Origin of the sequence: Ciceribacter sp. T2.26MG-112.2, from assembly GCF_900492205.1 — a bacterium.
Classification (GTDB): Bacteria; Pseudomonadota; Alphaproteobacteria; order Rhizobiales; family Rhizobiaceae; genus Allorhizobium; species Allorhizobium naphthalenivorans_A.
The window spans coordinates 30,260-49,834 of record NZ_UEYQ01000003.1; the positions used below are offsets into that span (position 1 = coordinate 30,260).

The 19,575-nt window shown below is 65.2% G+C and carries 18 protein-coding genes; 13 read left to right on the forward strand and 5 right to left on the reverse strand.

Annotated elements, in window-relative coordinates:
• Positions 1-186: 186 nt before the first annotated feature.
• The 12 genes from DYZ14_RS05835 (at position 187) to DYZ14_RS05890 (ending at position 11,722) form a co-directional block, all read left to right on the forward strand.
• A complete protein-coding gene (locus DYZ14_RS05835; RefSeq protein ID WP_154719829.1) occupies positions 187-411 on the forward strand; it encodes a hypothetical protein in 225 nt (74 codons plus the stop codon).
• A 79-nt stretch (positions 412-490) separates the two neighbouring features.
• Complete coding sequence (locus DYZ14_RS05840; RefSeq protein WP_154719830.1) at positions 491-778, forward strand: hypothetical protein; 288 nt, start codon at positions 491-493, stop codon at positions 776-778.
• Between the two features lie 51 nt (positions 779-829).
• Entirely contained in the window at positions 830-1,501 is a 672-nt protein-coding gene (locus DYZ14_RS05845; RefSeq protein WP_154719831.1) for a response regulator, read from the forward strand.
• Positions 1,498-2,904, forward strand: a complete 1,407-nt coding sequence (locus tag DYZ14_RS05850; RefSeq protein ID WP_154719832.1) for an ATP-binding protein — start codon at positions 1,498-1,500, stop codon at positions 2,902-2,904. The genes DYZ14_RS05845 and DYZ14_RS05850 overlap by 4 nt, the downstream gene beginning before the upstream one ends.
• A gap of 115 nt (positions 2,905-3,019) precedes the next feature.
• The gene (locus DYZ14_RS05855) at positions 3,020-3,445 is read left to right on the forward strand and encodes a hypothetical protein (RefSeq protein WP_154720163.1); all 426 of its coding nucleotides are present in this window, start codon (positions 3,020-3,022) and stop codon (positions 3,443-3,445) included.
• Positions 3,446-3,562: 117 nt separating this feature from the next.
• On the forward strand, positions 3,563-4,720 hold the full coding sequence (ccmI, locus tag DYZ14_RS05860; protein ID WP_154719833.1) for a c-type cytochrome biogenesis protein CcmI: 1,158 nt from the start codon (positions 3,563-3,565) through the stop codon (positions 4,718-4,720).
• Positions 4,717-5,166 (forward strand): cytochrome c maturation protein CcmE, encoded by a 450-nt coding sequence (gene ccmE, locus DYZ14_RS05865; RefSeq protein WP_154719834.1) that lies wholly within the window; start codon positions 4,717-4,719, stop codon positions 5,164-5,166. The genes ccmI and ccmE overlap by 4 nt, the downstream gene beginning before the upstream one ends.
• The gene (locus tag DYZ14_RS05870) at positions 5,163-7,154 is read left to right on the forward strand and encodes a heme lyase CcmF/NrfE family subunit (RefSeq protein ID WP_154719835.1); all 1,992 of its coding nucleotides are present in this window, start codon (positions 5,163-5,165) and stop codon (positions 7,152-7,154) included. Before ccmE ends, DYZ14_RS05870 begins: the two co-directional genes overlap by 4 nt.
• Before the next feature lie 167 nt (positions 7,155-7,321).
• Positions 7,322-7,753, forward strand: a complete 432-nt coding sequence (locus DYZ14_RS05875) for a cytochrome c-type biogenesis protein (RefSeq protein WP_232365462.1) — start codon at positions 7,322-7,324, stop codon at positions 7,751-7,753.
• Positions 7,754-7,905: 152 nt separating this feature from the next.
• Positions 7,906-9,459: a Do family serine endopeptidase gene (locus DYZ14_RS05880; RefSeq protein WP_232365448.1), complete on the forward strand. Its 1,554-nt coding sequence runs from the start codon at positions 7,906-7,908 to the stop codon at positions 9,457-9,459.
• An 84-nt stretch (positions 9,460-9,543) separates the two neighbouring features.
• Positions 9,544-10,302 carry a response regulator transcription factor gene (locus DYZ14_RS05885; RefSeq protein WP_154719838.1) on the forward strand — a complete coding sequence of 253 codons (759 nt, stop codon included), beginning with the start codon at positions 9,544-9,546 and terminating at the stop codon, positions 10,300-10,302.
• Between the two features lie 7 nt (positions 10,303-10,309).
• Positions 10,310-11,722 (forward strand): sensor histidine kinase, encoded by a 1,413-nt coding sequence (locus DYZ14_RS05890; protein WP_154719839.1) that lies wholly within the window; start codon positions 10,310-10,312, stop codon positions 11,720-11,722.
• A gap of 41 nt (positions 11,723-11,763) precedes the next feature.
• Here DYZ14_RS05890 and DYZ14_RS05895 read toward each other — a convergent pair whose 3' ends face one another.
• Genes DYZ14_RS05895 through DYZ14_RS05910 form a run of 4 tightly spaced genes read right to left on the reverse strand, consistent with a single transcriptional unit; the run spans position 11,764 to position 14,868 of the window.
• Positions 11,764-12,000 carry a FeoC-like transcriptional regulator gene (locus tag DYZ14_RS05895; RefSeq protein ID WP_154719840.1) on the reverse strand — a complete coding sequence of 79 codons (237 nt, stop codon included), beginning with the start codon at positions 11,998-12,000 and terminating at the stop codon, positions 11,764-11,766.
• Entirely contained in the window at positions 12,000-14,327 is a 2,328-nt protein-coding gene (gene feoB, locus DYZ14_RS05900) for a Fe(2+) transporter permease subunit FeoB (RefSeq protein WP_154719841.1), read from the reverse strand. The genes DYZ14_RS05895 and feoB overlap by 1 nt, the downstream gene beginning before the upstream one ends.
• A 38-nt stretch (positions 14,328-14,365) precedes the next feature.
• Positions 14,366-14,614, reverse strand: a complete 249-nt coding sequence (locus DYZ14_RS05905) for a FeoA family protein (RefSeq protein WP_154719842.1) — start codon at positions 14,612-14,614, stop codon at positions 14,366-14,368.
• A gap of 5 nt (positions 14,615-14,619) precedes the next feature.
• The gene (locus DYZ14_RS05910) at positions 14,620-14,868 is read right to left on the reverse strand and encodes a FeoA family protein (protein ID WP_154719843.1); all 249 of its coding nucleotides are present in this window, start codon (positions 14,866-14,868) and stop codon (positions 14,620-14,622) included.
• Positions 14,869-15,164: 296 nt separating this feature from the next.
• Between DYZ14_RS05910 and DYZ14_RS05915 the strand changes: the two genes are divergently transcribed.
• Positions 15,165-18,128, forward strand: coding sequence for a bifunctional [glutamine synthetase] adenylyltransferase/[glutamine synthetase]-adenylyl-L-tyrosine phosphorylase (locus DYZ14_RS05915; protein ID WP_195949867.1), 2,964 nt, complete (start codon positions 15,165-15,167; stop codon positions 18,126-18,128).
• A gap of 215 nt (positions 18,129-18,343) precedes the next feature.
• Here DYZ14_RS05915 and DYZ14_RS05920 read toward each other — a convergent pair whose 3' ends face one another.
• Entirely contained in the window at positions 18,344-19,420 is a 1,077-nt protein-coding gene (locus tag DYZ14_RS05920) for a class I SAM-dependent methyltransferase (RefSeq protein WP_154719845.1), read from the reverse strand.
• Between the last annotated feature and the right edge of the window lie 155 nt (positions 19,421-19,575).

Below are 19,575 nucleotides of genomic sequence, written 5' to 3' on the forward strand. Positions count from 1 at the left end.
TCCGCCTGCGGGGAGAGGGTCAGGGTGAGGGGCATCTGCTCAGGTTCTGGCAGCTATTTTCGGTCGCCAAGGCAACGACAGAACGCCTGGACAACTCATCCCATCGGCACACGCCGCCCCCGAAACGGGGGATCTCATAAACCCCATCCACTTCCAACAACGATCCAGGAAAAAAGGGAGAGCGAGATGCTCGACATGAAGCAGTGGTATCAGTCGAAGACGGTTTGGGGCGCGCTGATTGCGATGGCGGCGCCGCTTTTGAGGCATGTCGGTGTCGAAATGGGGCTTGCCGAACAGGCGAACCTCGCCGATGCTTTGGCGACAATCGCCGGAGCGCTGGGCGGAATGTTGGCGATCTACGGTCGCGTCCGGGCGAGCGGGCCGATCGATCTCGGCGGCCGGCGCAATTGATCGGGCGCATTCATTTGCCATTCAGAAGGCATGCGATAGATAGAATGCGAGAGTTAGACGTCGTGTGGAAGAAGAAGCAATGGCATCCATCATGATCATCGCAGGCCTGGCGGTCGGACTGGCGGCATCGCCCGTCGCAGAACGCGTCGGCACCGGTGCCATGACGCCGCCGCTCGTGCTTGTGCAATCGTCCGGTGATAATGGCGGCGGGGTGGACTGCCGCAGCGCCGCCTATCGCGTGGTCGAGGAGGTCGGCGGGCAGTTGCTCTCGGTGCGCCAATCCGGCAATGAATGCGTCATCACGGTGCTCATTCCGGGCAGCGGCAACGAGCGCCCGCGCAAGGTCACCATGCGGGTTTCCAACTGATCCGTGCCGCGGGAAACCGCGGCGCTCGAGCGAGAACAAGGGGCGGGATAGATGCGCATTCTGGTCGTCGAGGACGATGTCAACCTCAACCGGCAGCTCGTCGAGGCGTTGCAGGAGGCAGGCTATGTCGTCGACAAGGCCTTCGACGGCGAAGAGGGGCATTTTCTCGGCGATACCGAGCCCTATGATGCCGTGATCCTCGATATCGGCCTGCCGGAAATGGACGGCATCACCGTGCTGGAAAAATGGCGGACCGCCGGTCGCGTCATGCCGGTGCTGCTGCTGACCGCCCGCGACCGCTGGAGCGACAAGGTCGCCGGCATCGACGCCGGCGCCGACGACTATGTCGCCAAGCCATTCCATCTCGAGGAAGTGCTGGCCCGTATCCGCGCGCTGATCCGCCGTGCCGCCGGCCATGCCTCTTCCGAGATTACCTGCGGTCCGGTCCGGCTCGACACCAAGAGCTCCAAGGCGACCGTCGACGGCAAGGCCTTGAAGCTCACCTCGCACGAGTATCGGCTGCTGTCCTACCTCATGCATCACATGGGCGAGGTCGTGTCGCGCACCGAGCTGGTCGAGCATCTCTATGACCAGGACTTCGACCGCGATTCGAACACCATCGAAGTGTTCGTCGGCCGGTTGCGCAAGAAGATCGGCATCGACATGATCGAGACCGTGCGCGGTCTCGGCTATCGCATCCAAGCCCCGCAAGAGGCGAAATGATTCCCGTCTCCCGGTCGCTGACCGTCCGCGTGCTGCTGATGGCCACGCTGTGGTCGGCGGTCTCGCTGATCACCATCGCGCTGGTGATCTCGGCCTTCTACCGGCAGGGGGTTGAGCGGGGGTTCAACAATCTCCTGCGCGCCCAGCTCTACAACGTCATCAATTCCGTCTCGATCGGCGACGGCGACAGCCTGTCGGGCAGTCCCGAACTCGGGGACCTGCGCTTTTCCCAGCCGGAGACCGGATGGTACTGGCTGGTCGAGCCGCTCGGTGATTTCTCCGCCGCGCCGCTTGCCTCGACCTCGCTCGGCATGGCCGAGCTTGCGGTTCCAAGCCTCGAGCAGGTGCCCTTCGACGAGCACTACGAGCGCTTCTATCCGATGGTCGACGCGGCAGGGAACAAGATCCTGGTGGCCGAGACCGAGGTGGTGCTCGATGGCGGAGACCGGGCGGCGCGCTTTCGCGTATCGGGCAATGTCGACGTGGTCGAGGAGGAGATCGGCTTTTTCTCCACAAGGCTCTATGCCGGACTGGCCCTGTTCGGCATCGGCGGCCTGGTGGTCAACGGGCTTGCCATCCTGATCGGGCTGAAGCCGCTGGACCGGGCGCGCCGGGCGCTGGAGAAGATCCGCGGCGGCGAGGCGGAGCGGATCGAGGGGGACTATCCCCGCGAGATCCAGCCGCTGGCCAACGAAATCAACGCGCTGATCGAAAGCAACCGCCGCATCGTCGAGCGGGCCCGCATGCAGGTCGGCAATCTTGCCCATTCGCTGAAGACGCCGATCGCCGTTCTGCTCAACGAGGCGCGCGGGCTGGACAAGGCGCAGGGCGAGGTGGTGCGCAGCCAGGCGGAAGCCATGCAGGCGCAGGTGGGCACCTATCTCAACCGCGCGCGCATCGCCGCCCAGCGCGATTCGGTGCTGGCGCGCTGCGAGGCGGAGCCGGTGCTGGAAAGGCTGGTGCGCGTCATGCGGCGGCTCAATCCGCAGGTCGACTTCACCCTCGAGGTGGCGCCTGGCCTCGCCTTTGCGATGGAGCAGCAGGACGTCGAGGAGACCGTCGGCAATCTCCTGGAAAACGCCGCCCGCTTTGCCGGTTCGCGGGTCGTTCTGGTTGCCATGGCAGCGACCCACGAACCGCAAACGGTGGGCGAGGGCGCGCGGCGCGGCTGGATCGAGGTTACCGTCGAGGACGATGGTCCGGGTCTGGCGCCGGAGGAGATCGGCGAGGCGCTGAAGCGCGGCAAGCGGCTGGACGAGAGCAAGCCGGGCACCGGGCTCGGCCTGTCGATCGTCAAGGAGATTTCCAGCGAATATCAGGGGGCTTTCGGCCTTTCCCGCGCCCAGATCGGCGGATTGAAGGCGACTTTATTGCTGCCGGCTGTGACACGGGACACTGCATGATCAATTTTGTTGTGAAAAAACAAGGGCGGCCATAAAGATGCCATGGGTGTACCGCAGCACGGCGAGGACAGGCGTTATGATCGATCGTTCCAAGGATGGGACTGGGGCTGTTCCGATGGGGTTTTCTCGCTTTAAGGGCGTGGTAGTGACGGCGCTGGCCGCATTCGTGCTTTCCGCCTGCACGACCGGCGGCGGATCGAAAGGTGGGCTGTTGTCTTCGGACAAGACCAATTCCTCTGCGCTCTATATTTCGGCACTCCAGGGCGGCATCGTCTCGCGCGCCGGCGTGAAGCTGAGCAATAGCGAATTGCAGCGGGCGCTGGAGGCCGAGTACCGCGCTCTGGAAGCGGCGCCGGGCTTCCAGCCGGTGGCCTGGGTCGGGCAGAGCGTCAGCGGCCAGGTGGTTGCGGCCGCGCCCTATCAGGTCGGCCAGCAGAATTGCCGCCAGTATGTCCACAAGCTGAACGACAAGGGCAGGCAGATCGAGGCGCGCGGCGCCGCCTGCCGCAACCCGAACGGGACCTGGACACCCTTGACGTAAGTCAAGGCCGGCCGGGATGCGCTGCCTTAACGATCGGCTTGCGGCCAAACGCCTCAACTTTGCGTCATAGGCAGTTTGTTTGTAGCGTCGAGCCTCGGCTTGCAGTAATTGGGCATCATGTTGTTCTGGATCGTATCTGCCTTTCTGACGGTGGCCGTGGCCGTCGCCCTTCTTTATCCCCTTCTCAAGGGGACCGAGCCCACGCCCATAGACGATGCCGGCGAAGCCGCCGTCTATCGCGACCAGTTGAAGGAACTCGAGCGTGACAAGGCGCAAGGGTTGATCTCCGCCGAGGACGCGTCCTACGCCCGCGCCGAGATCGGCCGCCGGCTGCTGGCGGTTTCGGGAAAGGGCGAGATCCCCGGCGAGATCGGCCGGACAAGCAGCCTGAACAAGCTCGCGCAGGCCTTCGTCATTCTCTGTCTTCCCGCGGTAGGGCTTGGGCTCTACCTGAAGACCGGCAATCCCGACATGCCGGCCGCACCGCTGGCCGCGCGGCTGGAAAATCCGGAAGGCAATATCGAACTCCTGGTCGCCAAGGTCGAACGTCATCTGGCCGCAAATCCCAATGACGGCTCGGGCTGGGACGTGCTGGCGCCGATCTATTTCAAGATGCAGCGCCTTGGTGATGCCGAACTGGCCTACCGCAACGCCATCCGCCTGCTGGGCACCAACCCGGCGCGGATGAACGGGATCGGCGAGGTGCTGGTCGCCGGCAATGACGGGATCGTCACCGACGACGCGCGCTCGGCCTTCGCCGAAGCGCTGAAGCTGGATCCGCGCGATCCGCGTGCGCAGTTCTATCTGGCGCTTGCACTCGAGCAGGCCGGTAAGAAGGCCGAGGCCCTGATCGCTTTCCAGGCGATCGCCAAGGCCTCGCCGGCCGACGCGCCCTGGCTGCCGCTGGTGCAGGAGCATATCGCCAGCAATGGCGGCGCGCCGGCTGCGGGTTCGCCCGGGCAGGCCGCCTCCAAGGCGCCGGGCGGCCCGAGCGAAAGCGATGTCGAGGCCGCGGCCGGCATGTCGGCGGGCGACCGCAATGCGATGATCCGCGGCATGGTCGAGGGGCTGGACGCCAAGCTCAAGGAAGACCCGAACAATTTCGAAGGCTGGATGCGCCTCGTTCGCTCCTATGCGATGCTGAGCGAGAAGGACAAGGCGCTCGCGGCCCTGAAGACAGCCCTTCAGGCCTTTCCGGCGGAGAAGGACGAAGGCAAGCAGTTGATCGCGATGGGCCGCGAACTCGGCCTGCCGGTTGAGGAGGCATTGAAATGACCCGCAAGCAGAAAAGACTGGCCGTGATCGCCGGCGGAATGAGCTTCATCATCGCCGCAGTGCTTCTGGTGATGTTCGCCTTCGGTCAGTCGGTCGCCTATTTCTACATGCCGGCCGATCTCGAGAAGACGGCGGTCGGGCCTGGCACGCGCATTCGCCTCGGTGGCCTCGTCGAGGCGGGCTCGGTGGTGCGCGGCGAGGGATCGACCGTCAAGTTCTCCGTCACCGACGGCACGGCGACCATTCCCGTCACCTATGTCGGCATCCTGCCGGACCTGTTCCGCGAAGGTCAGGGCGTGGTGACAGAGGGCAAGTTCGAGGCCGGCAGCACGGTCTTTTCCGCCGACAGCGTGCTGGCCAAGCATGACGAGAACTACATGCCGAAGGAAGTTGCCGACCGGCTGAAGGAAGACGGTGTCTGGCAGGAGGAGGAAAAGACCCAATGATCATCGAACTTGGCCACTATGCCCTGGTGCTGGCACTGGCCGCATCGATCATCATCGCCATCCTGCCGGTGATCGGCGCCAAGCGCGGCGACGCGGCCCTGATGGCGGTCGCAGTCACCGGGACCATGGCGCAGTTCCTGCTCGTCGCCTTCTCCTTTTCTGCGCTGACCTGGGCCTATGTGGTCTCGGACTTTTCGGTGAAGAACGTCTGGGAAAACTCCCATTCGATGATGCCGGCGATCTATCGCTATTCCGCAGTCTGGGGCAATCACGAAGGGTCGATGATGCTCTGGCTGTTGATCCTCACGCTGTTTTCCGCGCTCGTCGCCTTTTTCGGCGCCAACCTGCCGGACCGGCTGAAGGCCAATGTGCTGGCCGTGCAGGCGTGGATTTCCTCCGCCTTCCTGCTGTTCATCCTGCTGACCTCGAACCCGTTCGTCCGCCTGTCGCCGATCCCGGCCGAGGGCAAGGACCTGAACCCGATCCTGCAGGACGTCGGACTCGCCATCCATCCGCCGCTGCTCTATCTCGGCTATGTCGGCTTTTCCGTCTGCTTCTCCTTTGCCATCGCCGCTTTGATTGACGGGCGGATCGACGCCGCCTGGGCGCGCTGGGTGCGCCCGTGGACACTCGCCGCCTGGACCTTCCTGACCGCCGGCATCGCCATGGGCTCCTACTGGGCTTATTACGAGCTCGGCTGGGGTGGCTGGTGGTTCTGGGACCCGGTCGAGAACGCCTCCTTCATGCCCTGGCTTGCCGGCACGGCGCTCTTGCATTCGGCGCTGGTGATGGAAAAGCGCGATGCCCTGAAGATCTGGACGGTGCTGCTCGCCATCATGACCTTCTCGCTGTCGCTGCTCGGGACCTTCCTGGTGCGGTCCGGCGTGTTGACCTCGGTCCATGCCTTTGCCACCGATCCGAGCCGCGGCATCTTCATCCTCGGTATCCTGACGCTGTTCATCGGCGGCGCCTTCGCGTTGTTCGCCTTCCGGGCTCCCCTGCTGAAGGCCGGCGGGATCTTCCACCCGATCTCCCGCGAGGGCGCGCTGGTGCTCAACAACCTGATCCTGACGGTGTCTACCGCTACCGTCCTGATCGGCACGCTCTACCCGCTGCTGCTCGAAACGCTGACCGGCGAGAAGATCTCGGTGGGCGCGCCCTTCTTCAACCTGACCTTCGGCCTGCTGATGGCGCCGCTTCTCGTCGCCGTACCGTTCGGCCCGATGCTCGCCTGGAGGCGCGGCGATCTATATGCAGCCTTGCAGCGGCTCTATTTTGCCGCCGGCATCGCTTTCGTGCTCGCCGTGGCGCTCTACTATGTCGAGAACGGCGGCCCGGTGCTGGCCGTGTTCGGCCTTGCCGCCGGCTTCTTCCTGATCTTCGGCGCTCTCTCCGATCTCTGGTATCGCGCAGGCTTCGGCAAGGTTGGAACCGGGGTGGCGCTGCGGCGCCTCAACGGCCTGCCGCGCTCGGCGATCGGTACGGCGCTTGCTCATTTCGGCCTCGGCGTGACCGTGCTCGGCATCGTCGCGGTGACGACCTTCGAGACCGAGACCGTGGTCGAAATGAAGCCCGGCATGACGGTGGAGGCGGGCGGCTACACCGTCACCTTTGACGGCATGAAGTCGGCCGTCGGCCCGAACTATACCGAGGATCGCGGCCATTTCACCATCCGCGAGGCCGGCATCGACAAGGGCGACGTCTGGTCGTCGAAGCGGCTATATACAGCGCGGCGCATGCCGACCACCGAAGCCGGAATCCGCACCTTCGGCGTCAGCCAGCTCTACGTGTCGCTCGGCGACATGATGGACAGCGGCGGCATCGTCGTGCGCATCTGGTGGAAGCCCTACATCCTGTGCATCTGGTACGGTGCGCTGGTCATGATGGTCGCCGGCTTCGTCTCGCTCTCCGACCGGCGCCTGCGTGTCGGCGTGCCGAAGCGGCATGCCAAGACGGCCGCACCTGGGGCGTTGGAGGCGGCGGAATGAAAGACACTCATCACGGTACAAACCCCTCCCCAACCCCTCCCCACAAGGGGGAGGGGCTTTTTCGTCTCAGCTGGCTGTCAATGTGGGCGCGGAGCCTTGCCGTGCGTCTTCTCCCCCCTTGTGGGGGAGATGGCCGGCAGGCCAGAGGGGGCTTTGGTTCGTTCCTTCTGATTTTTCTCCTCCTCGCCCCCCTTCCGGCACTCGCCGTCGATCCGAGCGAGAGGCTTGCCGATCCGAAGCTGGAGCAGCGGGCGCGGGATCTTTCGGCCAATCTGCGCTGCATGGTCTGCCAGAACCAGTCGATCGACGATTCCAATGCCGATCTGGCGCGCGACCTGCGCCTTTTGGTGCGCGAGCGCATCGTGGCGGGCGACAGCGACGAGCAGGTGATCAGCTATGTCGTGTCGCGCTACGGCGAATTCGTGCTTTTGAACCCGCGTCTGTCGGCCAAGACGCTGATCCTGTGGGGCGCGCCGGCATTTCTGTTCGTGGTCGGGCTGGTCGTTGCCGTCGCCTATGCACGCGGACGCAGCAGGCCGGAGCCGAAGCGGCTTTCGGACGAGGAAGAGGCCCGGCTCGGCAAGCTGCTCGACGAGTGAGCGGCCGCTGGTTTCGACGTCCCGAAAGATTACAAAGATTTCATCTCCCGTACAGTTCGCAGTAAGGTGAGGCGCCCTATATCTACATCATCCACCGCTTCCCCCGGGGTTTTTCGGGGCTCCAGTCAGAAGAACAGATGAAGGTAGAACACATGTCCGCACCCATTGGTCGCTCCAAGCTCAAGACAATCCTGAAGAACTCGACCGCTGCGGGTTTGGCCGTCGCAATGCTGGCCGGCGCGCTTCCGGTTGCCGTGGCGCCCGCCTATGCCGAGGCCGTGAAGGTCGAGGCGGCGCAGGTGCCGAGCTTCGCCGACGTCGTCGAGGCTGTGTCTCCGGCCGTCGTCTCGGTCCGTGTCCAGTCCAATGTCGAACAGACCACCGACAGCAGCAATTTCTCCTTCGGTTTCGGCGGCCGCGGTTTTGAAGACCTGCCCGACGATCATCCGCTGAAGCGTTTCTTCAAGGAATTCGGCGGCCCTGATGGCGAACAGTACGGCGAGCGCCGCCCTGACCGCATGCCGCATGGCGGCAAGGGGCGTCTGCGCCCGACCTCGCAAGGGTCCGGCTTCTTCATCTCCGAGGACGGTTATATCGTCACCAACAACCACGTCATCGATGACGGCGCCGCCTTTACCATCGTGATGAACGACGGCAAGGAACTCGACGCCAAGCTGGTCGGCAAGGACAGCCGCACCGATCTCGCCCTGCTCAAGGTCGACAATCCGAAGCAGAAGTTCACCTATGTGACCTTCGCCGAGGACGAGAACATGCGCGTCGGCGACTGGGTCGTGGCGGTCGGCAACCCGTTCGGCCTGGGCGGCACGGTGACGGCCGGCATCATCTCGGCCCGCGGCCGCGACATCGGCTCCGGCCCCTATGACGACTACATCCAGATCGACGCGGCCGTGAACCGCGGCAATTCCGGCGGTCCGGACTTCAACCTGGCCGGCGAAGTGGTCGGCATCAACACCGCGATCTTCTCGCCCTCGGGCGGCAATGTCGGCATCGCTTTCGCCATCCCGGCCTCGGTCGCCAAGGATGTGATCGAAAAGCTCAAGGATGGCGGCACGGTCGAGCGCGGCTGGCTCGGCGTGCAGATCCAGCCGGTCACGCAGGATATCGCCGACTCGCTCGGTCTGTCGGAGGCAAGCGGCGCCCTCGTGGTCGCCCCGCAGGCGGGCTCGCCCGGCGGCAAGGCCGGCATCAAGCAGGGTGACGTCATCACCGCCGTCAATGGCGAGCCGGTCAAGGATCCGCGCGACCTGGCCAAGCGCATCGCCGCCTTCGATCCGGGCACCACGGTCGACGTATCGATCTGGCGCGAAGGCGAGGCGTCGAGCCTCAAGGTCGAGCTTGGACAATTGCCGAGCGAGCAGGCGCTGGCCGGACCCGAAAGCCAGAACGGCGAGCCCCAGGCTCCGGCGACCGAACAGGCGCTGGCCGGCATGGGTCTCTCCGTTACCCCGGCCGAGGACGGCAAGGGCCTGACCATCGTCGACGTCGATCCGGACTCGGACGCCGCCGACAAGGGCATGAAGGCCGGCGAGAAGATCACCTCGGTCAACAACCAGTCGGTGGCCACCGCCGACGATGTTCTGAAGGTGCTCGAACAGGCGAAGAAGGACGGCCGCACCAAGGCGCTGTTCCAGATCGAATCCGAGAACGGCAGCCGCTTCGTCGCCCTGCCGATCCAACAGGGCTGATGGCGCTAAACCGACCTGATCCAAGGGCGCCGCAGTCTTAGTCGACGCGGCGCCCTTTTTCTTTTGCCGAGAAGGACGTCCATCATGAACACCGGGCAGGGCCAAGGGCCGCAGCCGGGCGATTCCGGTTGTGCCACGACCACAGCAGGCGGTAATGTCGCGCGCATGAAAATACTTGTCATCGAAGACGATCTCGAAGCCGCCGCCTATATCACCAAGGCCTTTCGCGAGGCGGGCATTGTCGCCGATCACGCCAGCGACGGGGAAAGCGGCCTCTTCATGGGCTCAGAGAACGGTTATGACGTGATGGTCGTCGACCGCATGCTGCCGCGTCGCGACGGGCTTTCCGTCATCAGCGAATTGAGGAAACGCGGCGTCGATACGCCGGTGTTGATTCTCTCGGCGCTCGGCCAGGTGGACGACCGGGTCACCGGCCTTCGCGCCGGCGGCGACGACTACCTGCCCAAGCCCTATGCCTTTTCCGAGCTTCTGGCCCGCGTCGAGGTGCTGGGCCGGCGCAAGGGCAAGCCCGAACAGGACATGGTCTATCGGGTCGGCGACCTGGAACTCGACCGTCTGTCGCACGAGGTGCGCCGCGCCGGCAAGGAGATCCCCTTGCAGCCGCGCGAATACCGGCTGCTCGAATATCTGATGAAGAATGCCGGCCAGGTGGTGACCCGCACCATGCTGCTCGAAAACGTCTGGGACTATCACTTCGACCCGCAGACCAATGTCATCGACGTGCATGTCTCGCGGCTGCGCTCGAAGATCGAGAAGGATTTCGACAAGCCGCTTCTGAAGACGGTGCGGGGTGCGGGCTACATGATCAAGGACGAGGCCTGAGCCTGCCATGAACGCCCGCGCCAAGCTCCTGTTCAAGTCGACCGCGGTTCGGCTGTCGGCACTCTATATCGCGCTGTTCGCCCTCTGTGCGGCACTGCTGGTCATTTATGTGACGGCGATGTCGGAGCGCATCCTCTATGTCCAAACGCGCGAGACGCTCAACGAGGAGGTCAAGGAGATCGAGACCGCCTTCGAGCGCGGCGGCATCAACCGCCTGCTCGGCATGATGGAGCGGCGCGCCCGCCAGCCCGGCGCCAATCTCTACGTCATCGCCGGTCCGAACGGGGAAATCCTCGCCGGCAACGTCGCCTCGGTGGAGCCCGGCCTGTTCGACCACGAGGGCTGGACCGACCATCCGTTCCGCTACGAGCGCTACAACGAGAGCGGCGACGTGCAGCGGCACGTGGCGGCGGGCCATGTCTTCTTCCTCGACAACAAGCTCAGGGTGCTGGTCGGGCGCGACCTCGGCGAGCCGAGCAAGCTGCGTCTGCTGGTGCGCCAGGCGCTCATGGTGGCGCTCGCCATCATGGGGCTGGGCGCCGTCATCATCTGGTTCGCCATCGGCCGCAATGCGCTGAAACGCATCGACCGGGTTTCGGCGGCGAGCCACAAGATCATGGCGGGCGACCTGTCGCAGCGTCTTCCGGTGTCCGGTTCCGGCGACGAGTTCGACCGGCTGTCCTCCTCGCTCAACGAGATGCTCGGGCGGATCGAGAGGCTGAACGAGGGGCTGCGCCAGGTGTCCGACAATATTGCCCATGACCTGAAGACGCCGCTGACGCGCCTGCGCAACAAGGCATCCGATGCGCTGGCGGAAATCGACGAGACGGCGCGGCGCGCAGCACTCGAAGGCATCATAACCGAATCCGACCAGTTGATCCGCACCTTCAACGCGCTCTTGATGATCTCCCGCGTCGAGGCGGGATCGATCGCCGCCGAACTGTCCGACATCGACCTTTCGGCCATCGCCGCCGACAGCGCCGAACTTTACGAACCGGTGGCAGAGGAGGCGGGGCTGGAACTGGAAACGCGGATCGCGCCCGGCCTGTCGGTCAGGGGCAACCGCGAACTGGTGGGCCAGGCGCTTTCCAACCTGATCGACAACGCCATCAAATACGGTGCGACAGCCGAAGGCGAGCGAAAGATCGTCGTGACAGTCGGCAAGGCGGGCGGTGCGCTTCAACTATCGGTCGCCGACAACGGCCCCGGCATCGACGCGGACAAGCGCGAGGCGGTGGTGAAGCGCTTCGTCCGTCTCGACGCCAGCCGCAGCAAGCCCGGCACCGGGCTCGGTCTGTCGCTGGTCGAGGCGATCATGGCACTGCATGGGGGCAGGCTGGAGCTTTCCGACACGAACCCGGATGGCGGCGCCGCGCGCGGCCTGACCGCGAGCATGGTCTTTCCCGGACAGAGGGCCTGAGCGCCAGCGCGAGACGGCGTCGCGCCCTTGATCCGGCTCCCTCAATCTCCGAGCCATTCGAAGACGATCTGGGCGGGCGGACAACCTTTCGTGCATCCGCCGCATCCGCCGCAGGCGTCTGCCGCCGGAGCTGAGCGCCGCACGCGGCCCTTCTGTTCCCAAACCCGCATCATGGCCTCGACCGCGCCGAGTTCGCTGTGGCTTTCCAAGGAAAGGCTGAGCAGGGAGGCGCGCTCATCGCGGCGCAGGATATTGCGCAGTTCGATCAGGCTTGCCATCAGCGGCCTCCCGCCTTTGCCAACGCGATCGAGCGGTGGTGTCGCGCCGAATTGTGCCTCAAGGCGACGATGGTGAGGGCGAAAGCGGCGAGCACGCCGGCGATCCAGCCGGCCGCGTGCGCCGGTGCCTCGGAAAAGGTCGCAATCTGGTAGGCCATGATCGAGGCGCCATAGGCGATGCCGGTCGTCCAGGCGAGGGCGGCCGTCATCCAGCGCGCGCCGGCCTCGCGGTAGATCGCGCCGGTTGCCGCGACGCACGGTGTATAGAGCAGGATGAACAGCATGTAGGCGAAGGCGCCGGCGCTGCCCGCAAAGCGCGCCTGCATCTCGGCGAAGGTCGCCCGCTCGACCGCCAGCTCGGCGGCTGCGGCATCGGGCGAGGTGACGTCGCCGATGGAGAGGCCGAGCGGATCGGTGATCTTTCCGGCGAGATCCGCAAGATTGGCGGGAACGGAGGCGACGGCGTCTCTGAGGCCGCTCTCGATGATCTCGAGCGTCGTGCGGGGCTCTTCCAGGGCCTCGCTCGCGGCATCCCTTGCCAGGGCGCCGTAGAGGGAATCGAGCGTGCCGACGACGGCTTCCTTGGCGAAGACGCCGGTGACGATGCCGACGATCGCCGGCCAGTTGCGTTCGTCGAGGCCCATAGGGGCAAAGACGGGAGCAGCGGTGCGACTGGCGAAGGCGAGGATCGAGGAATCGCTCTCAGCATGTCCGAAATTGCCGCTCGTATCCATGGCGTTGAGGATGGAAAGGAAGGCGACCATCAGCACGATGACGCGCCCGGCGCGCAGGACGAAACCTTTCAGCCGCTCCCAGGTGTGGAGCGCGACATTTCGGAAGGTCGGCAGGTGATAGGGCGGCAGTTCCATCACCAGCGGCGAGACATGACCCCGGGTGATCGTCATCTTCATGATGTAGCCGGTCATGATCGCAACCGCGATGCCGGTGATATAGAGGCCGAAGACGAGGTTCTGGCCGTTGGTCGGGAAGAAGGCGGCGGCAAACAGCGCATAGACGGGAAGCCGCGCACCGCAGGACATGAAGGGCGCCATCATGATCGCCGTCTTGCGGTCGCTGTCATTGTCCAGCGTGCGGGTGCCCATGATCGCCGGCACATTGCAGCCGAAGCCGACGATCAGCGGCACGAAGGCCTTGCCCGGCAGCCCGGCCATGCGCATGAAGCGGTCCATGACGAAGGCGGCGCGGGCGAGGTAACCACTGTCCTCGAGGATGGACAGGAAGATGTAGAGGAAGGCGATGACCGGAATGAAGGTGGCGACCGTCTGGATGCCGCCGCCGATGCCGTCGGCGACCAGGACCGCCAGCCATTCCGGCGAACCGGCCGAACGCATGGCATGGCCGAGCCCGTCGACCAGGACCGCGCCGACGCCAAGGTCGAAGAAGTCGATGAAGGCCGAGCCGACATTGATGGTCCACATGAACATCAGATACATGACGGCAAGGAAGATCGGGATGCCGAGCACGCGGTGCAGCACGATCCGGTCGATGCGGTCGGTCAGCGATTGCGAGGCCTCGCGCGGGCGCTCGACGGAAGCGGCGACTGCCTTGCCGGCGAAGGCATAGCGGCGGTCGGCGATCAGGATGTCGAGATCCTCGCCGCATTCGTCCTCCAGCGCGGCCATGGCGGCGTCGATGTCGGCGACGAGGGCCGGGGGCAGGGCGGCAAGCCGGCTGCGGTCGCCGTCGAAGATCTGCACCAACTGCCAGCGTCTGTCGGCGGCGTTTTCCGGCATCCGGTCGATGAAGCTTTCGATCGTCCTTTCGACCGCCACGTCATAGCGGCAGAAGGCATGCGGCACGGCCCGCGATGCGGCGACCTCGGCAATGGCGCGTTTCATGGCGTCAAGGCCGGTGCCCTTGGCGGCGATGACCGGCACGACCGGACAGCCCAGATGGGCGGCCAGCGCGTCGATGTCGATCTCGACCCCGTTCTGTCGGGCGACGTCCATCATGTTGAGGACGACCAGCATCGGTACGCGCATTTCGAGAAGCTGGGTCGTCAGGAAAAGATGGCGCTCCAGATTGGAGGCGTCGACGATATTGACCAGGACGTCGGCGGCGCCGGAGACGGCGTAATCGAGGGCAATGCGCTCGTCGAGCGAGGTTTCGAGCGAGCCGAGCGAATAGGTGCCGGGCAGATCGACCAGCGTCGCCGGCACGCCGTCGAGCAGCATGGTGCCGGTCTTCTTCTCCACCGTTACGCCCGGCCAGTTGCCGACCTTCTGGCGCGAGCCGGTGAGCGCATTGAAAAGAGTGGTCTTGCCGCAATTGGGATTGCCGACGACGGCGACGGTGATCTGTTTCATCGTTTGCTTCCGCGATGTTGGTGCGGGGAGCCCAGGGGCTAGGCGGGAAGGGTTTCAGTGAGCGGCTCGACGGTGACGATCCGCGCCTCTTCGCGACGCAGGCAAAGCGCCGTGCCGCGCAGCGTCAGTTCCACCGGATCGCCGAGCGGCGCCCGCCGCGTGACGGTGACGACGGCGCCCGGCGTGAGACCCATCGACAAAAGGCGGCGCCGTGACGGGTCATTCCGGTCGCTATAACCGGTGACACGGGCAGTCGCGCCGATCGGCAGTTCGTTGAGCAGGGTCATGATGGTCACTCGCCCAGGGGTTCGACGGTCATCTTCTGCGCCATGCCCATGCCGAGCCCGACCCGGCTTTCATGCACGGCGACGATCATCGGCCCGGTCATCTGGTTTTGCACCACGCGGATGGCGCTGCCGACGGCGAGGCCAAGGTCGCTCAGGCGGCGGTCGAGGTTTCGTCCGCCGCCGAGCCCGACGATCCTGACTTTCTCGCCGGGGCGCGCCATGGCCAGCGGATAGGAAAGCGATGCTGTCGTCATTGTGTTCTCCACGGCGTTTCGGCATTGCGGAGCGGGTTCCGCACCAGATGACAATGCAAATGCGTATCATTCCCAACTGGCGAAAGGACGTCGCCACCTTGACGGACGCGCACTCCGCGCTCTGTTTGTATAGACCTACCGAAATATGAGTTTGTTCTTCAACAAACAAATTGACGCAGGGCATGGCGGATCGGACGCTGATCGCGAGCATGGCCTTTGCCGGGCATAAGGCCTAACTTTCCAACGGGCGGCGAGATTCGCTAAGAACGATCTTGCAGACGGCGCGTGCGGGGAGGCTGGCGATGAACGAGACGACGACGAAAAGGCTGGCCGAGGTCGCGGACGGGGTGATCCGTCCGCTCAACCAGACGGAACAGAAATCGGTTGTCTCTCTGCTGAAAGATGCCGCCAAGCAGCAGCCGGCGATCGCCGAACTGCTGGCCCGTGATGGACCGCTCAGGGCCTTCGTGACCTCGGCGCTGTCTCTTTCGCCCTATCTGCGCGACATGGCCATGCTCGACCCGGCGACGCTGGCGCTGGCGCTGGAAGAACCGCTCGAACCGCTGCTGGAAAGCCTGGTCGCCGATGCCCGCAATGCCTGGCGCGGCGAAGACGGTGTGGCGGTCGCCACGGAAGCGCAGGTGATGACGCGGCTGAGGACCGCCAAGCGCAAGCTCTCCTTCATCACCGCGCTCGCCGATCTCGCCCGTATCTTTACCGCCCGCGACACGACGCGATGGCTGTCGGCGATGGCGGACGCCTGCGTCGCATCCGCGATCGATCACCTGCTGATCGTCGGCGAAGACACGGGCAAGCTCAAACTCGTCGACCGGCAGGCGCCCTCGCTCGGCAGCGGGCTGATCGTGCTCGGCATGGGCAAGCTCGGCGCTTGCGAGCTCAACTATTCCTCCGACATCGACCTCGTCGTCTTCTTCGAGGCGGAAGCCGGCATTCTTGTCTCGCCCGAGGATGCGACGGAAACCTATGGCCGAATGATGCGGCGGCTCGTGCGCATCCTGCAGGACCGCACCGGTGACGGCTATGTCTTCCGCACCGACCTGAGGCTGCGTCCCGATCCGGGCTCGACGCCGCTCGCCGTACCGGTCGAGGCGGCGTTGCTCTACTACGAGGGCAGGGGGCAGAACTGGGAGCGCGCCGCCTATATCAAGGCGCGGCCCGTGGGCGGCGACCTGAAGGCGGGGCAGAATTTCCTGCGCGAACTCGTGCCCTTCGTCTTCCGCAAATATCTCGATTATGCGGCGATCGCCGACATTCATTCGATCAAGCGGCAGATCCACGTGCACAAGGGGCACGGCGCGATCGCGGTGAAGGGGCACAATGTCAAGCTCGGCCGCGGCGGCATCCGCGAGATCGAGTTCTTCGCGCAGACCCAGCAGTTGATCGCCGGCGGGCGGATGCCGGACCTGCGGCTGAGACCGACCGAAGCCGCGCTGCATGCGCTTACCGCCGCCCGCTGGATCGACGCCGCCACCCGCGACGAACTGATCGAGGCCTACTGGTTCCTGCGCGATATCGAGCACCGCATCCAGATGGTGCATGACGAGCAGACCCATCTCCTGCCTGAAACAGAGACCGAGCTTCGCCGCATTGCCTATATGGCAGGCTTTGGCGACACGACGAGCTTTTCCGCCCGGCTGGAAAGCGTGCTGAAGACGGTGGAGAAGCGCTATGCGCGGCTGTTCGAGCAGGAGGAGGTCCTGTCCTCGGCCTCGGGCAACCTGGTCTTCACCGGCCAGAAGGACGATCCCGATACGCTGAAGACGTTGAAGGGGCTGGGCTTCGAGCGGCCTGAGGACATTTCCCGCGTCATCCGCACCTGGCATTATGGCCGCTATCGCGCCACGCAATCGGTCGAAGCCCGCGAGCGGCTGACGGAACTCACGCCGCAGCTCCTGAAGACGTTTGGCGAGAGCCGGCGGGCCAACGAGGCGCTGCTGCGCTTCGACAGCTTCATTTCGGGCCTGCCGGCCGGCATCCAGCTGTTTTCGCTGCTGACCAGCAATCCGGCCCTGCTCGACCTGATCGTCAACATCATGTCGTCCGCGCCGCGTCTGGCCGAGATCATTGCCCGGCGGCCGCATGTCTTCGACGGCATGCTCGATCCGGGCCTGATGGTCGAACTGCCGACGCGCGATTATCTGGCGAAGCGGCTGGCCTCGTTCCTCCAGGGCAGCCGCCATTACGAGGAAATCCTCGACCGGTTGCGCATCTTCGCCGCCGAGCAGCGCTTCCTGATCGGCATTAGGCTTCTGACCGGCACGATCGGCGGCGCGCAGGCCGGTCATGCCTTTACCGACCTTGCCGGCCTGATCATCGAGGAGGCGCTCAAGGCCGTGGTCGCCGAGATGGAAACCGTGCACGGCAGGATTGCCGGCGGCAAGGTGGCGCTGGCCGGCATGGGCAAGCTGGGTTCCTTCGAACTCACCGCCGGCTCCGACGTCGACCTGATCCTGCTCTACGAGCATGCCGACGAGGCGGGCGAGTCCGACGGGGCAAAACCGCTCGATCCGGTGCGCTACTATACGCGGCTCACCCAGCGGCTGATCGCGGCGCTCTCGGCGCCGACGGCGGAGGGCGTGCTCTACGAGGTCGACATGCGGCTTCGTCCCTCCGGCAACAAGGGGCCGGTGGCGACCCGGCTCAGAGCCTTTGAGAAATACCAGTTCGAGGAGGCCTGGACCTGGGAGCACATGGCGCTCACCCGTGCCCGCTTAATTGCCGGTGACGAGGAACTGAAGGACGCCACCCGGGCGGTGATTTCGGCCGTGCTCGCCAAGCCGCGCGAGGAGGCCAAGACCGCCGCCGACGTCGCCGAAATGCGGGCGATGATCGACAAGGAGAAGCCTCCGAAGGACATCTGGGACCTGAAGCTCATTCCCGGCGGGCTGATCGACATCGAATTCATCGCCCAGCATCTGGCGCTGATCGCCCGCGGGCGCGGCGTCGCCGCCGAGGTGGACGGGCTATCGACAGCCGAAGCGCTGAAGCGGCTCGGTGCCGACCTGATGGATCCGAACGACCTCGATCTCTGCCTGGTGGCGTTGAGGCTTTATACCGAGCTGTCGCAGGTGATCCGGCTTTGCGTCGACGGCGGGTTCGATCCCGCAACGGTTCCGGCCGGCCTCGTCGACCTCGTCTGCCGTGCCGGCGACAGCCCGGACCTGAAGGCGCTGGAGGCTGAGGTGAAAAGGTTGTCGAAGGCGGTGCGCAAGGTGTTTCAAGGCGTGGTGAAGGGGTAGGGGGGCGGGGCGGAGACGCGGACGGCAGATCGTCCGTGCCCTTCGTATCGGAGACGATCTTGAAAGCGGCTTCGTCCTTGCAATGAGCGCAGGACGCTCCTGCCCGGTCCCGGACCTGCCGCATGTCGGGGAGATAGCGGCGGGGCCGGGACCGGGCGCATCGCCAGGGCGATGGAACTGGGGCCAGGAAGGCAGGTCTCTGTCCGGGCTGCGTCCTACAGCTTCGCCTCCAGCACCAGGTTGAACGGCGTTGCAAGCGCGCGGCGGAAGCGGGTGAAGCCGGCCTTGCGGAAAACGTCGGCGAGGCGAGCCTCGCCGGCCTGCGCGCCGAGCACCAGTCGGCCGCCGTCGGAGATCGCATGGGCGCAGCAGATCGTCGTCGAGGCGGCATAATACATCCGCGCGATCGGCGAGACATTGTCCTCGACCCGGTCATTGGCGAAGGGTTCGACCAGCATCACGGTTCCGTCGGGTGCTATCGCCTTCGCGGCGTGTTCCGCCGCTGCGATCGGATCGCCCATGTCGTGCAGGCAATCGAAAAAGCAGATCAGGTCGTAGCCGGTGCCGGGATAGGTGCTCGCGCTTGCGGTCTCGAAGGAGACGCGGTTGGCAACGCCCGCCTCGGCGGCGACCTTGCGGGCCGCGATGACGGATTCGCCATGGGTGTCGAAGCCGCGGAAGGTCGAGGCGGGGAAGGCCTCGGCCATCTGCACGGTCGAATGGCCATAGCCGCAGCCGATATCGGCGACCAGCGCGCCGGCCTTCAGCTTGTCGACCACGCCGGTCAGCGCCGGCAGCCATTCCGGCACCAGGCTCGCCTTGTAGGCATTGCCGTAGAAGGCGGCGATGCCGCATTGCAGACGCCCGTCATGATCGCCCCAGGGAATGCCCTTGCCGGTGCGAAAGGCCTCGACCGCCTTCATCTCGTCCGCCCACATCGAGGCGGGGATCGCCCAGGCATTGGGAATGAAGACGGGGCTTTCCTCGTTGGCGAACACGAAGGCCTGTTCCGGCGTCAGCTCGTAGGTGTCGCTGATGGCATGGTAGGTGGCATAGGCGCCGGCGACCTGCGAGCCCAGCCATTCGCGCACATAGCGCTCGGCGCAGCCCGTGCGGCTTGCCAGCTCGCGCGAGGTGAGCGGGCCGGTCTCGGCCAGCGCCTTGTAGAGGCCGAGACGGTTGCCGAGGCTGACCATCACGCCGCCATAGCCGGCCGAGAGATCGGCGACCGCGCGGCCGATGACGGCATCGAGCTTGGCCGGGTCGATTGCTTTCTTGTGGATGTGGTCCATTTCTTCTCTCCATTCCTTGAAACCTGCGGGGATCCGAGGCTGAGGATCGCAGGCGGCGCGGGGAGACGGGAGAGCGGGATTGTCCACAATCGGGTCGTTTGCGCCATGAGGATACGGGCGAAACGGATTTGCCCCGATGGCACGGTAAGGCCATC

Bases quoted from the DNA above. Each gene is read 5' to 3' on its own strand.
- DYZ14_RS05835 (WP_154719829.1), top strand. From the start codon at position 187: ATGCTCGACATGAAGCAGTGGTATCAGTCGAAGACGGTTTGGGGCGCG.
- DYZ14_RS05840 (WP_154719830.1), top strand. From the start codon at position 491: ATGGCATCCATCATGATCATCGCAGGCCTGGCGGTCGGACTGGCGGCA.
- DYZ14_RS05845 (WP_154719831.1), top strand. From the start codon at position 830: ATGCGCATTCTGGTCGTCGAGGACGATGTCAACCTCAACCGGCAGCTC.
- DYZ14_RS05850 (WP_154719832.1), top strand. From the start codon at position 1,498: ATGATTCCCGTCTCCCGGTCGCTGACCGTCCGCGTGCTGCTGATGGCC.
- DYZ14_RS05855 (WP_154720163.1), top strand. From the start codon at position 3,020: ATGGGGTTTTCTCGCTTTAAGGGCGTGGTAGTGACGGCGCTGGCCGCA.
- ccmI (WP_154719833.1), top strand. From the start codon at position 3,563: ATGTTGTTCTGGATCGTATCTGCCTTTCTGACGGTGGCCGTGGCCGTC.
- ccmE (WP_154719834.1), top strand. From the start codon at position 4,717: ATGACCCGCAAGCAGAAAAGACTGGCCGTGATCGCCGGCGGAATGAGC.
- DYZ14_RS05870 (WP_154719835.1), top strand. From the start codon at position 5,163: ATGATCATCGAACTTGGCCACTATGCCCTGGTGCTGGCACTGGCCGCA.
- DYZ14_RS05880 (WP_232365448.1), top strand. From the start codon at position 7,906: ATGTCCGCACCCATTGGTCGCTCCAAGCTCAAGACAATCCTGAAGAAC.
- DYZ14_RS05885 (WP_154719838.1), top strand. From the start codon at position 9,544: ATGAACACCGGGCAGGGCCAAGGGCCGCAGCCGGGCGATTCCGGTTGT.
- DYZ14_RS05890 (WP_154719839.1), top strand. From the start codon at position 10,310: ATGAACGCCCGCGCCAAGCTCCTGTTCAAGTCGACCGCGGTTCGGCTG.
- DYZ14_RS05895 (WP_154719840.1), bottom strand. From the start codon at position 12,000: ATGGCAAGCCTGATCGAACTGCGCAATATCCTGCGCCGCGATGAGCGC.
- feoB (WP_154719841.1), bottom strand. From the start codon at position 14,327: ATGAAACAGATCACCGTCGCCGTCGTCGGCAATCCCAATTGCGGCAAG.
- DYZ14_RS05905 (WP_154719842.1), bottom strand. From the start codon at position 14,614: ATGACCCTGCTCAACGAACTGCCGATCGGCGCGACTGCCCGTGTCACC.
- DYZ14_RS05910 (WP_154719843.1), bottom strand. From the start codon at position 14,868: ATGACGACAGCATCGCTTTCCTATCCGCTGGCCATGGCGCGCCCCGGC.
- DYZ14_RS05920 (WP_154719845.1), bottom strand. From the start codon at position 19,420: ATGGACCACATCCACAAGAAAGCAATCGACCCGGCCAAGCTCGATGCC.